General features: G+C 47.2%; 7 protein-coding genes. 4 read left to right on the top strand and 3 right to left on the bottom strand.

From position 1 onward, the window contains the following. Positions 1–279: 279 nt before the first annotated feature. From QDT79_RS06810 to QDT79_RS06800, 3 genes are all read right to left on the bottom strand, one after another. Entirely contained in the window at positions 280–3,561 is a 3,282-nt protein-coding gene (locus QDT79_RS06810) for a type I restriction endonuclease subunit R (protein WP_308316320.1), read from the bottom strand. 71 nt (positions 3,562–3,632) lie between these two features. Continuing rightward, positions 3,633–5,051: a restriction endonuclease subunit S gene (locus tag QDT79_RS06805; protein ID WP_308316319.1), complete on the bottom strand. Its 1,419-nt coding sequence runs from the start codon at positions 5,049–5,051 to the stop codon at positions 3,633–3,635. Beyond that, a complete protein-coding gene (locus QDT79_RS06800) occupies positions 5,041–6,645 on the bottom strand; it encodes a class I SAM-dependent DNA methyltransferase (protein WP_308316318.1) in 1,605 nt (534 codons plus the stop codon). Before QDT79_RS06800 ends, QDT79_RS06805 begins: the two co-directional genes overlap by 11 nt. A gap of 524 nt (positions 6,646–7,169) precedes the next feature. Here QDT79_RS06800 and QDT79_RS06795 point away from each other — a divergent pair. The 4 genes from QDT79_RS06795 (at position 7,170) to QDT79_RS06780 (ending at position 13,793) form a co-directional block, all read left to right on the top strand. Next, positions 7,170–8,660, top strand: coding sequence for a hypothetical protein (locus tag QDT79_RS06795; RefSeq protein WP_507200859.1), 1,491 nt, complete (start codon positions 7,170–7,172; stop codon positions 8,658–8,660). A gap of 360 nt (positions 8,661–9,020) precedes the next feature. After that, positions 9,021–9,800 carry an RNA polymerase sigma factor gene (locus QDT79_RS06790; RefSeq protein WP_261138081.1) on the top strand — a complete coding sequence of 260 codons (780 nt, stop codon included), beginning with the start codon at positions 9,021–9,023 and terminating at the stop codon, positions 9,798–9,800. After that, on the top strand, positions 9,797–10,378 hold the full coding sequence (locus QDT79_RS06785) for a hypothetical protein (protein WP_261138082.1): 582 nt from the start codon (positions 9,797–9,799) through the stop codon (positions 10,376–10,378). The genes QDT79_RS06790 and QDT79_RS06785 overlap by 4 nt, the downstream gene beginning before the upstream one ends. A 10-nt stretch (positions 10,379–10,388) precedes the next feature. Next, positions 10,389–13,793, top strand: coding sequence for a UvrD-helicase domain-containing protein (locus QDT79_RS06780; protein ID WP_308316316.1), 3,405 nt, complete (start codon positions 10,389–10,391; stop codon positions 13,791–13,793). Positions 13,794–13,821: the final 28 nt, after the last annotated feature.

The following is a 13,821-nucleotide window of genomic DNA, read 5'->3' as shown; positions in this document are numbered from 1 at the left end:
TTTGATATCCTGATTACATGCAGGCCAGTGCAAATGTGCACCTACTGACGTCACTTGAACTGGGCCTTGCTCAAGGGTTGATCAGGTAAGGAAAACAATCAAGGGTAAACATCACAAACATTACATAGTTTTATCTTTTTGATTAAAAACACCCGCTGACAACGTGACCTGCTACCCACGGATTTTTACAATACTTGAGATAATGGTCTCGCATCTATCCCCATTTGAGGCGGCAATCAGTCACACATGAGACTTCATACCAAACCTCAAATTGATAAATCAGCTATGCAAATACTTCTTAAAGTTTTCCGCCTGCTCCAGCACGCTCTTGTAGACCTCATCATTGGCTACCGGGGGGAAGCCATAGCGGTGTAGGAGAAGGATAAGATCTACTTTCAGTTTAGCCTTGATGTCGTCGCGGTTGCTCCAGTCGGGGTATTGAGCGCTGTCATCGACAATCACCTTCATATCCTTGGCCAATTCCAACATCTTATCCTTGTCATAGGTGAAATCGTACTTCTCGCACATATGCGCCAGGATATCGAGAAAGGCCTTCTCTTCCATGTCGATGCCGATATCAGCAAACGACATCATCTCGGTCTTAATGTCGTAGATCATGTCGGCCATCTGCTGGGTGAAAGCGTCGAACTCTTCGCCGTTGAGCACGTCGTTCTCTTTACGCTGATTGTACTGTTCAACCAATGCTTGGAAACGCTTGGAGAAATTGATGCCCTGAAGCTGGTTCACCTTTTGAAAATCACTAATAGCTTTTGCCAGCATCTTTTGCAGCAGTTGCATCCGGGTATTAGGCAGCTTGATCTTGCCAATGCGAGCCATGTACTCATCATCAAAGATATCGATGGTCTCAGCTTTATCTTCGCCTAAGGTGAAGATCTCCTCTACTCCTTCAGCCTTGAGCGCCTCGGCAATCATCTCACGCACTTCCTGGTTCATCTGCGCGGTGTCCGGCGCATCGCCCTTTGTAAGCTTGTAGACGATAGAACGCACGGCCAGATAGAAATGAATTCGCTCACGCTCTTCCTGGGTGATCTCTTCACTGCCAACGCAAACGTCATAGGCGGCTTTCAGGCGTTTCACCAATCCCATAAAACGAAGCTCAATTTTCTTGGTCTGCAGGGCAAACTCGGCGGCCCTATTGAGGCAGTCTAGTTGCAAAGTGGGTGTCCCAGAGAAGTAATCACGGCTGTCGAACGTATGAAATATCTGAGCAAGCAGATGCAGGTGATTACGCACCTCAATCAGTGACTGTTGGACATCTTCAAAGTTGGATTTATCAGCCTTCGAGTACATGGCCAATGCCATGTTCATCCGGCTTTTAATGCCGATGTAATCGACTACCAACCCCTTTTCCTTACCCTCAAACCGGCGGTTTACACGCGAGATAGTTTGGATCAGGTTGTGCTTTTGCAGCGGCTTATCGATGTAAATGGTATCTAGTTCAGGCACGTCAAAACCGGTCAGCCACATGTCCACCACAATGGCAATTTTGAAGTTGGACTTAGGATTCTTGAACTGCTTGTCCAGCTCCCGGCGGTACTCCTTAGTACCGAGCAAGTTATACATGGCCTCTTCATCATCCTGGCCCCGGGTCATGACCATATTGACCAGAGGAAGACTCATCAATTCTTTTTTCTCTTGCTCGGTAAGAGTGGCACCATCGATAGCCTGTTTCGCCTCGAACCAATCGGGGCGCTGTAGCTTCAGACTCTTATAGAAATCGTAGGCAATCTCGCGGCTGGCACAAACAAACATCGCCTTGCCTTTAATGGTCGAGCCTTCTGTTACCCGTTTTTCGTAATGCTGGGCGAAATCCTTGGCCAATGCTTCGATGCGATCCGGATCGCCCAAGATGGAATTCATATTGGCCGTGGTTTTCTTGCTCTCTTCAATCTGGTGTTCACTGGCACCCAGTTTTTCGCATTCTTGATAATACTGCTCGATCTCTTCCAGCTTACTGTTATCAAGCACCACTTTGGCAGCTCGCCCTTCGTAGACAATCCGCACCGTGATTTCATCGTTAACCGACTCGGTCATAGTGTAGCTATCGATGGTGGGGCCAAATACATCCAGAGTGGCGTCGATAGGGGTGCCGGTAAAGCCAACATAGGTAGCGTTAGGCAACGAGTCGTGTAGATACTTAGCAAAGCCGTAGGTCTTTTTCACCGTTCCGGTTTCAGCATCGATGCTGATCTTCAGGTCGAGGTTTATCTGGCTTCGGTGGGCTTCGTCAGAAATACAGATAATATTGCTGCGATTGGAGAGCAGTTGAATATCTTCAGTAAACTTGTGGATGGTGGTCAGGAATACCCCGCCGCTGGCGCATCCGGCCAGCTTATCTCGCAGATCCTGACGGCTGGTGACCGGTTCAATCACCGCATCGCCGATAAAAGCGGTAGCATTGCAGAATTGCTTCGCGAGCTGTTCATCGAGATCGGTGCGGTCGGTAATGAGAACAATGGTCGGACTGGCAAAATCGACGCTCTTCATCAACAACCGGGCAAGGAACTGCATGGTATAGCTTTTGCCGCAGCCCGTGGCACCAAAGTAGGTTCCCCCTTTACCGGTGCCACCAATATTCTCCCCAATGGCCGTTATCTGCTTGCGCTCTTTTTTAATGTTGTAGTAAAGCTTGCGGGCGGCGTAATACTGCGGGTAGCGACAGCAGATCTTCACTTCCTGTTTGCTGGTGTCTGGGAAGAAAACGAAGTTCTTCAACACGTCCAGCAAACGGACCGGATGAAATAACCCCTGGATGAGGGTGTAGAGACCACTGATGCCATCTTGCTCGGTGGATTCGTTACCGTTCACCTTACGCCAAGCGTAGTAGAACTCGTAAGGTGCAAACAGGTTTCCCAGCTTATTATTCACCCCATCGCTGAGAATACACAGCGCGTTATAGACAAACAACCTAGGAATATCGCGCTTGTAACGCACACAAAGTTGGCGCCAGGCGTCATAGGTGGTGGCTTCTTCTTCACGTACCGCCGATTTAAACTCGAATACTACCAGCGGCAAGCCGTTCACATACAAGATGCCATCGGGGATGCGCAGTTGCAGCCCGCCGTCACCGGTCTGACCTTCTATCTCCAATTGATTAACCAACCGGTAGATATTATTACCCACCTCGACCATCTCTTCGCCATGCCCTGTAAATAAGCAGGCTAACTGCTCTGACAAGGTGCTGGTATCCATCAGCTCGATATAGAGGTCTTTCTTATTACGATCTTCACGTTTAAGTAAAAAGCCGTTGCTGAGCCAGTGGCAAAAGATTTTATTGCTCTGATAGAGATCGCTGGCAGGAAGCGTCTGCAACTGGTGGAGGATGTGAGAAATCTCCCCTTGCGTGATCCCCTCAGCCTGATACTGGTTGGCCAGATACTGGCGCAGGTCATCCGTAATCAGCACCTCACTTTTATCTTTTCGCGGCACATTGCTACCGACAAAATGAGGGTAACAGGGTTGGCCTTCCGCATTCGAGCGCTGCCCTAGTAGGGAGATAATGGCCTGTTCCAGCTTCGCTTCCGTGAAAATATGGCTCATGGCAATGGCTTATTGTTCGGTTGTTAATGGTTATAGGGCTACGTAACCCATCGCTACATCGCCCCGCGTACTTAACTGACGAGTTCGGTCTCAATTTCATCGAGGTGAAGTTCACCAGAAATCAGTTTGGGTAGAAGAGTATCTCGTACTTTTAAAAGACTTTGAGACTGCTCATTACTCGAGCTGCCCCATTCAATAAATGATTTGACCCGCTGATGAAACAAATGTTGTACTTCTTTTGTAGGCAAAACTATAGGTTTTCGGTCTAGCGAACCTTTCCACTTAGCATATGGGATGGTTGATCCTTCACAATGAAGGGTTGCATATTTCACAGTTGATTCTTGATATGCTTGGAAAAAAGAGAAATATAGGGATTCCGAATCTTTAGCTGTGAGAGTAAAAACTGTTGAGCGAGTAACTCCATTAAATGGAGCAATGCATACCTTATGGAAATATGGACGCATTGCTCCGAATAGAATATCCCCTTCCTTAAACAAAATCAGACTACTGTTAGCTTCTTCACCAGATTTTGATTCTGAAAGGAGTGGTTCCTTTGTACCAATGCATTCAATTGGCACATATGGAATACGTCTAGTTTCACTCGATGGTTTTATCCGTTCATTTCTTAGTAAAAGAACATCACCTAGTTCTCCAGCCTGCCAACCTTTAGGTATCCATCCTTCCAAACCCAATGAAGGCTCGACGCACTCTTCAAAAGCGGCAGGGAATTGCTGACGAATATCGTTCGATAATGGCTTGAAATCGCTGCTTTCACGCGCAGCTTTACGGAACTCAGCACGGCGCAGTAACTCATCAGAAAACTCTAAATCCTGCTCGAAAAAACCTGCATCCAAGGCGTTATCGACCACCGGATCAAAGTCAACAAACCAAGATTTAAACAGCGCTTGTGCCATTTGCTCTAGGGTTTGGTTGATTTGGCGGTTGAGGGTGATCTTTACATCTAACGCATCAAGAGTTTTTGAAACTTTTACTTGTTCATCAATAGGTGGCAACTCAACTAGGAAGTCGCCAATTTTTTTCACTGGGACTCGCGCCTGATTAGCGCTACCTTGCGCTACATTAACCACCCATTCAGAAAAGCATTTTGTTTTCAGTAAATAGTAAAGGTAATTTTGGTTAACTAAGTCACCTGGAATAACGCTACATGTATTTTGATTCTGTATTGCGCCCTGCGTTTCTATCGGAGCCCTTACTACCTTGCCAACAACAGATGACCAGTTAGGTGGCCAAGAACCAACAGTCGCAATTAAAATGTCATTAGCTTTTATTCGATGGGAAACCCACTTTCTTGCATGCTCAATATCAACCTTTGTAACACCGGTAATATCAATGGAGTCTTTTGTAAAATTTGATACCTTTATAAGGTCTATACCAAATTGATCATCGGTAAAATATTCTTGCTTTATGGCCGCCCCGTTGCGTAGGCTGACTAGGTCAATTAGCTTATAAATTTTTCTCTTACTCTCCATAACCCAACGCCTCCATATTGGCACGGATCGCTTGATCCAGCGTTGCCGCTTCATCCAACTGTCGATAAAGAGTTTGGGTCAGCTCCTGCATCTTGGTTTCAAAAGCGATGCCGTCATCCTCAATATCAGCTGCACCCACGTAGCGGCCAGGAGTCAGCACAAAGTCGTTAGCCTTCATCTCATCAAGGGTCGCAACCTTACAGAAACCGGCTTGGTCCAGATACTTCTCAACACCGAGCTCCTTGGCCTCGATGCGGCGCTTGAGTTCACTCTCGCTGCTGCGCCAAGCGTGGAAGGTATCAGCGATGCTAGCGATATCCTCTTTAGTCAGCTCTTTTTGGGTGCGGCTCACCATAGCGCCAAGATTACGGGCATCGATAAACAAGGTCTCGCCGCGACGATCGCGGTAGCCATATTGAGGATTGGCTTGCTTGCTTCTGCTGATAAACCATAGGCAGACCGGGATCTGGGTAGTGAAGAACAACTGCCCCGGCAAGGCAATCATGCATTCGATACGGTCATCTTCAATCAGCTTTTGACGGATCTCTCCTTCGCCGCTGGTATTCGAGCTCATGGAGCCATTGGCCAGTACAAAGCCCGCAGTGCCGTCTTCGCTCAGCTTGGAGAGCATGTGCAGGATCCAAGCATAGTTAGCGTTGCCGGTAGGAGGAGTGCGAAAACCTGCAAAACGCGGATCGTTGGTAAGCTCAGCCTCGTTACGCCAATCCTTCAGGTTAAAGGGTGGATTGGCCATGATGAAATCGGCCTTGAGATCTGGATGCTGATCGGCAAAGAAGGTATCGGCCGGACGCTCTCCCAGATTGCCGGAAAGCCCGCGCACCGCTAAGTTCATTTTGGCCAGCTTATAAGTGGTACTGGTCAGCTCCTGGCCGTAAATAGCGATGTCTTTACTCTTACCTTGATGGCTTTCAACAAATTTGAGGGACTGCACAAACATACCGCCTGAGCCGCAGCAGGGGTCGTAGATCTTGCCCTGATAAGGTTCAAGCATTTCAGCCAGCAGGGTCACTACTGCTTTGGGGGTGTAGAACTCGCCACCACCTTTGCCTTCGCTTGCTGCAAACTTGCCAAGGAAATATTCGTAAACCCTACCTACCAAGTCCTCCTCGGTCAGATCGCATTCGTTGGCGAGGGTGTCTATGTTCTCAATGGTATCAATGAGAGAAGCGAGCCTTTTCACCTCTAATCCCTGACGGGAGAAGTAGTTATCCGGCAGGGCACCGGTCAGCGACGCATTGCGTTTTTCTATAGTAGAAAGGGCCGTGTCGATAATCACCGCGATGTCATCTTGCTTCGCTCGGGCTTTGACATAAGACCAGCGGGCTTCTGGTGGCAGGAAGAAGACGTTATCCTGCTGATAGAAAACATCCATATCGACAAAGGCTTCCTGGCCGTTGGCGATCAGTTGCTTGCACTTGGCTTCGAACTTGTCGCTGATAAATTTCAGGAATACCAGACTCAACACTACGTGCTTGTATTCGGAGGATTCCACGCTGCCACGCAGCTGATTGGCGGTATCCCAAAGTGTTTCTTCGAAGCCTTTGCCAGCTTTCTTGGTTGGTGATTTAGTCATGTAAATGCGTTCTCTTTTTTATGAAAAACAATCGGTTCCCTCGATTTGGGAGCGAACCCCTGATGAGAGGAAACCTCATTATGGGTTAATCCCTATGCTAGTGGTCGCCAATGTATACAAAGCGATATTGACTGTGATTATCTCATAAATGCTGCCGGACTTAATTGTCGTAAGCCAAAATGGGTACAAATTTTCTGAAGCTCAGCTTTGAGCCAAAAGTGTAGAAAACTTCACGAGGACGCTTGCCTGATGCCAAATTGCTAAAAAGTATCTGATGAGCTTACGACTCCTACTAGAGTCCTGAGAAAAGATGAGCATTACATGGTCCTATAGGCTGCACACACTTAATGCATGTCTCTCGCTCTAACTGAGTGTAATCTCTGTTAATTAACGAAAGGATAAAAAAACACGCCATGACAGCTCCTTCCCAAATTGACACAACCAGCTTACTCACAATACTGGGCGTCATCGCCGCTGTATGGGCGTTGATATCTCCTACGAGCAGACTACGACTTCGATTCTGCATGGCTTGGTGGGATTGGTGTATCGGTGGCGTGGTCTTTCTCCTCATTCACTATTTAGTATTTGCTCCTGTTTTAGAGAAGCTTGGGCTGTACTACAGCCTAGGGCCATGGAAATGGGGGCTCAATAGCTCAAGTGCGGTTTACCTACTTCTTCTCTCTGTCGCCTTATACTACTTTTGGCGCACAAGGTCTCCTAAACTGGCCAGAGGAAGAGTTCGCATCTTCCGCGAGCTAATTGAAAATTTTCATCTTACAAAGCGTTACGACGAGTTGGTGTTGCTAGTTGAACCCCAATTGTCGAAACTTATTTCCTTAACTAAGCAGCAATCTTGGCTTGTTCGCATAATTAATCATCTAGACAAACCCAACATTGACATGTCTGCTCTATTTAACGGGATTAAACCTAAAGCAAGACCAGCTTGGCGCGTATACATAAGCCCTTTACTCCAGTATTTGAAGTCGTGCCGTTTGGCTCGCAAAGAGGCCAACATAGAAGCCCGTGAAATCCTCTTAAATCTAGTCACCTCTCCTGAGCTGACAATTCACCTGGCTCTTAGCCACCCGCATTTTTGTCTCAAGCTCCTTCAAGCCGACGAAGTGATACGCTCCGACTTCATTGAAAACTACATGGATGCGTTACTCGATGCACCGGGAAGCCGCCTCTACGTGGAGTTAAAGAATAACCAAAATCTGCATCGTGGAAATCGTCTGCTGCTACCGGAGAACAACCGATTACTTCGATTCTTCTTCGCCGATGCAACTTTGGCGATGAATAACGGTCTGGATAATGCCATTGGCACTGCGGTGTGTCGGCGACTGGATGAAGATAACAAACTAGCCGAGAGGTTGAACAAATCATTGGGATCCTACTATGACTCAGGAAGATTTCGTTGCCCGATCAATTCGGGCTTAACGCTCTTTGAGATCATGGTCCATGAGGGTATTCATCAGGGCCTGCAAGACCATATGTGGTTGCATTACTTCGGGCACTTCGCAGAAAAAATTTTGAAGCAAATGGATACGTCACCCGATGAAGAAACCTATCAGGAATGGCCGACACCGTTTCATTATCTTCTTTACCGCTTAATTAGTATCGCTACCGATTGGGCCGAACAGTGTGCGCTCATTGATGATTCAGAGATTCCGGAGGCGACACGCTCCGCTGATAAATTTGACCAGCACTATATTTCTAAAGAAGCGACCAAAGTCCTTGGGGTGATGCTCGAATACATCATCCCAAGCGAGAAATTATCTCCTGCATTCAAGAGATATCTGGTGGAAGTGGTCGTACGTTGTTACATCAAACTTGAGAACAATCCCAGGTTGTCTGATGTCGCATTGGCACTCTTGACTAACGTAATTATGGGTAAGGATCTTCCGACAAAAATCTCTTATCGTTTCAAACTTCGGGATGAATTTAGGAGTATTGACCACATAATGAGGAAGGATGCTTTGAGGTTTGAACAAACCTTAGATGAATCACTTGCGTGATGTCCAAAACGGATTAGAGTGAAAAGTTAGCATAAGCTATTAATCCTCTGAAAGCGCATGACTTACTTAAGCCTGCGTTGCTGACATTCACGTGAACTCAGGGAAAAAATTTGCCTATAAAAAACCTGCTTGTAAGCTGGCTTTTTGGCTCTTTTGACTTAGGTCACCGTTGCTTGAGACGCATAACCAAAAAAATGCAACACCTTGAATAAAAAATAATTAATGCCAAATGTGTTGTGGTTTTCACCACTTTTTTGGCGTATGAAGCAACCATTGGGTTAACGTAATCGTAGCTTTAAAATTTGGTTGAGCCTAGCTAAGGTATCTGTTCTATGGACGAGTAATCTATTGGAGGTTGCATTGATCGTTCCTCTTCAAAAAAAAACTGAGGCTGGAAAACCTTACACACGTATACCTGAAAATGAAATCAGGTTGGTGGAACTTAGCTCTGTTTCAGATGGAGATCTGGTAGAGCTGTGTCGGCAGAGTAGGACACATCCGCAATACGTTCCCATCGAATGTCTTCTTTACTACGTCCGACGCTGCGCATCAACTAACCCATCCCTTTTTGAACAGCTCTTCAAGGTTCTTTCAGAACGAATACTTAGGAAGCTTCCGAGATCCCAAAGCCAAGGCGGAAATACCGTATCAATGACAAATAGCGACATCCGAGAAGGTGTGTATGACCGCTTCATTGAGATGCTTATGATCGACAAAGCAGGCTACGAGGAACGATTGGACATGTTCGAAGTGCGTTTTGATCTGGCTTTATCGAGATTAAAAAAAGACGCTCAAAGGAAATTTTATCGGGCTGAGAATAGAAATACCGATTTGGGGTTTGATGATGATTCGGCCGACCTTAATCCAGAAGTTGAGACTACATCTGAGGGGTATGATCCTTTTGAGGCAACAGATATCGACAATTATCGTTACCGTTGTAGGCTTGATGCAGCGATTGAGACTCTACCTGAATTACAGCAGAGAATCATTGAAATGACCCGATTAGATATTCCAATAGACTCGATTGACCCAAATGAGGTGACTATTTCCAGGGCACTCGATAAGGTTGAGAAGACCATTCGTAATCAAAAAAAGAAGGCACTCGCAAGTCTTCGTATACTGCTTCAAGGGGACCTATGATGACAGGACTTTCACCTCAAGCATCCCTGGAAGAGGTACTAGAGTCATTCTCTATAGAGCATGATGTAGGTACAGCAACCTTGCAAAAATATCTTACTGCATATCCAGCATTTTCCAATGAAATCATCGATCTATCTCGTGAAATGGCAAGAACATTAGCAGAGGATGAGGAACCGCTATCTGAATATGATCGCTGCTTGATCAGTTCGGCCGTCACACGCATCCAAAATGCTCCAGGAAAAACGATGATAGATCCATTCGCTGATCTCTCAGTTCAAAAAATGCGTGATATCTCCAAAACACTAAACTTACCTCGACAGGTAGTCATGGCATTTAGGGAGCGAACCGTAGCTCCCGGATCTATTCCTCAGCGATTTTTAAGCAGATTCGCTGAACTGCTGCAAAGCAGTGTACAGCAGCTCACAACCTCACTTGAACAGCCACCCATGGCGGTTGCAGGAAGTTATAAGTCCGACGGAAAACCGTGCAATGTGCAGAAGATTACGTTCGAACAACTCCTTCGAGATGCTGATTTGTCTGAAGAAGATATCGCTACCTTAATAGAAGAGGACATTTAACGTGCAAGCCGTGGAATTGGCCCGCGAGGCCGCTGCTGTTCTACATGATCAAGCTGTAGCTTCCGGACATGACCCATGGAGACCATACGAGTTTGCTGTTGCAGAGGCGGACAGAAGAGGCTTTGACGTAGAGAGCACAAAGAAAGGCTCACCCAGCCTCAGAGGCGCGCGAGCACGTTTCTTCCCAATGGAGAAGTTCATTCTCCACGAAAAATGCACAACCCTTTTTGAACAAGCGTTCCTAGTTGCCCATGAAATCGGTCACGCTGAACTTGGCGACGGCATTGAAGAGGATGACCAAGGTTATACTATAGACCCAACAAGAACCTCAGAAGCTTCTCCGATGGGGGCTGAGCGGGTTGTAGACTATAGTCGCAGGCAGCGTCGAGAGGTCCAAATGGATCTATTTGCGCGTGAGTTTCTGCTTCCCCGGCATGTAGTAAAAACGCTTTATCTGGATGGGATAAGTGCGTTAAGTATTGCAGAGAAGCTTGGTGCGCCATTCGATGTGGTTGCGCAACAGATCTTTGATGCATTGTTACTCCCCCCACCTTTACCTGAAGATACAAAGCCCGCAATTGAATACCCATTGAACGCTGAGCAGGAGAAAGCCGCCGCCCATCGAGGCCCCGCCTTTCTGCTTGAGGCCGGGCCTGGTACGGGCAAGACTCAGACTTTAGTGGGACGGGTAAAAGGATTGCTTGCCGATGGCGTAGATCCACGAAAAATCCTTTTGCTGACTTTCTCTAACAAAGCTGCGGGAGAAATGGCTGAAAGGATCGCTCGCGTTGACGCGGAATCTGCGGCTGCAATGTGGATTGGCACTTTCCACTCATTCGGCCTCGATCTGATTCGTCGATTCCACGACGAACTGAATCTGCCGCTCGATCCTCGGCTGCTGGACCGGACGGAAGCAGTAGAACTGCTGGAGCATGAGTTTCCCATATTAGATCTGGTTCACTATCGCAATCTTTACGATCCAACTCGGATTATTGCTGACATCCTCACCGGCATCTCGCGTGCCAAGGACGAGGTAGTCGATGCAAATACCTACCTCGCGTTGGCACAGGCCATGCGCGATAGAGCTGTTGGGATTGAAGATATAGCAACGGCAGAAAAAGCCATTGAAGTCGCCAGGGTATACGCTACTTACGAAACCCTTAAAAGGCAGGCTCGATGCGTTGACTTTGGGGACCTGGTTTCATTGCCAGTGAAGCTTCTTGAAGAAAATGAAGCCATTCGATCTCACATCCAATCCACTTATGAGCACGTTCTAGTCGATGAATATCAGGATGTGAACCATAGTAGCGTACGACTGCTAAAAGCCCTTTGTGGCGATGGCGAAAACTTGTGGGTGGTTGGAGACGCTAAGCAGTCAATCTATCGCTTCAGAGGCGCTTCGTCGTTCAACATGATTCGTTTTGGGAATGAGGATTTCCCTGGCGGGTTGCGATATCGTTTAAAAATGAACTACCGCTCCGTACCCGAAATAGTGTCGGCGTTTTCAAATTTTGCACTGAATATGGCTGTAGGGGATGCTGACAGCGGTTTATGCGCAGAACGGACAAGTGATGCCCAGAAAACTGAGCTGCGTTGCGTGGATCAAGGACTTCTTCAAATACCCTCTATTGCGGACGCGATAAAGGAGATGCTGGACTCTGGTTACAAATACAGTGATCAGGCAATCCTGTGCACAGGTAATGAGAAGCTCTCAGAAATCGGCCAACAGCTTGAGCTCTTAGGCATCCCTGTACTTTATTTGGGAAGTGTATTTGAGCGTCCCGAGATTAAGGATTGGCTGACGCTGCTCTCCCTCTTAGTAGATCGTCGTGCAATGGGCTTGGTGCGAATAGCTTGCCTGCCTGAGTTTACGATGTCACTGGATGATGTTGGCAGTATCCTTACACATTTACGGGAAGATGAAACCGGAAGTGACTGGAAAACCAAAATCGATGACTTTCAAATCTCAGACAATGGGCGCACAGCCTTAGATCGGCTTGCCAAAACACTGAGAGGTCTTAGCGCAAATGACTCCCCCTGGAGCGTACTGGCAACTGTACTTTTAGACAGGACGCGAATCGCGGCCCGTATGGCAACATCAACAGACTGCAGTGTCCGCTCCCAATGTATTGCAACTTGGCAGTTGCTCAATTTTTTACGAGCACAACCATCCAGCGGTGAAGGGGCATTTATCACTCGCACATTAGATCGCATCCGCCGTTTGGTTCGGCTAGGGGATGATCGCGATCTTCGGCAGCTTCCGGCGGCAGCACAAAGCATTGATGCAGTGCGCCTCATGACCATTCATGGAGCAAAGGGGCTCGAATTCCCTGTGATTCACGTACCCGGCATGAACGCAGACACTTTACCCGGTAATCCGCAGAAGCAGGTTTGCCCACCACCCAATGGCATGATTGCAGGTGGTGAGTCCAACGCCAAGGAGCAATTTAATCTGGAATATAAGGCGGAGAGAGAATGCTTATTCTACGTTGCCTTGTCCAGAGCTGAAGATCGGCTATTTCTCTATGCTACTACGCGGAACGCTGCTGGCAGCACCCGAAAGTTATCCGACTTTTTAAACCGTATAGGGTCCAGCTTGGTTCAAAATAACGTGGAGCCTCTACATGCGGTAATCGAAAAGCCCGAGTCATTACCTGTGGATTGGGTTGTCAGCGGAGACCTAGTTCTAAGTGGTGCTCAGATTTCCCTGTATGAGTCCTGCCCTCGCCGTTTCTTCTATACGCACATTCTCCAAATTGGAGGACGACGTACTCCAACGCCATTCCTAAAGATGCACGATGCTGTTCGCAATGTATTCCAAGAGTTGGTCAACACTGCGCCCGTAAAAATAACGGACATAGAAGACAGGGTCACGCAGGCATTTACTGTCGAAGGCCTAGCTGAACACGGTTACGCTCCTGAATTTAAATCACTAGCTATTGGCATGGTTAGCTATTTCGCTTCGATCAGGGAAAGCCACAACTCTGAAGCAACCTGTGCCTTCACAATGAAGCTTGGGGAAACCTCTATCACCATAAAACCTGACGATGTATTGGTTCATCCAGATGGACGTAAAACATTTCGCCGGGTGAGGACAGGACATAAAAGAGATAAAGAAGAATCTGACTTAGGCGCGGCTGCCTTTGTACTCGCAGCACGGCAGGCTTTTCCAGATGCGATAGTGGAGTTAGTACACCTTTCTGACCAAACAGTGACCCCAATCGATCTGACCGCTAAGCAGTTGGATAATAGGTATAAAAAAATTCTTACTACCCTTGACTCAATAGTTAAAGGAGTCTTTCCAGCAGAGTCATCATCTCGAGTATGCCCCTCCTGCCCGGCATTTTTTGTCTGCGGATTGACTCCTGCAGGCGTACTTCAAAAAAATCTAAAAAAAATTTACCGGTCTGATTGACCTGCATCGATTGAGTAGTAGAGCCAGA

It is taken from the genome of Serratia marcescens (genome assembly GCF_029846115.1).
Lineage (GTDB): Bacteria > Pseudomonadota > Gammaproteobacteria > Enterobacterales > Enterobacteriaceae > Serratia > Serratia marcescens_L.
The sequence above is the reverse complement of the archived record's forward strand: the minus strand, read 5'-3'. Positions and strand labels throughout refer to the sequence as shown.

Coding starts and splice junctions, on each gene's coding strand:
- QDT79_RS06810 (WP_308316320.1), bottom strand. CDS start 3,561: ATGAGCCATATTTTCACGGAAGCGAAGCTGGAACAGGCCATTATCTCC.
- QDT79_RS06805 (WP_308316319.1), bottom strand. CDS start 5,051: ATGGAGAGTAAGAGAAAAATTTATAAGCTAATTGACCTAGTCAGCCTA.
- QDT79_RS06800 (WP_308316318.1), bottom strand. CDS start 6,645: ATGACTAAATCACCAACCAAGAAAGCTGGCAAAGGCTTCGAAGAAACA.
- QDT79_RS06795 (WP_507200859.1), top strand. CDS start 7,170: ATGGCTTGGTGGGATTGGTGTATCGGTGGCGTGGTCTTTCTCCTCATT.
- QDT79_RS06785 (WP_261138082.1), top strand. CDS start 9,797: ATGATGACAGGACTTTCACCTCAAGCATCCCTGGAAGAGGTACTAGAG.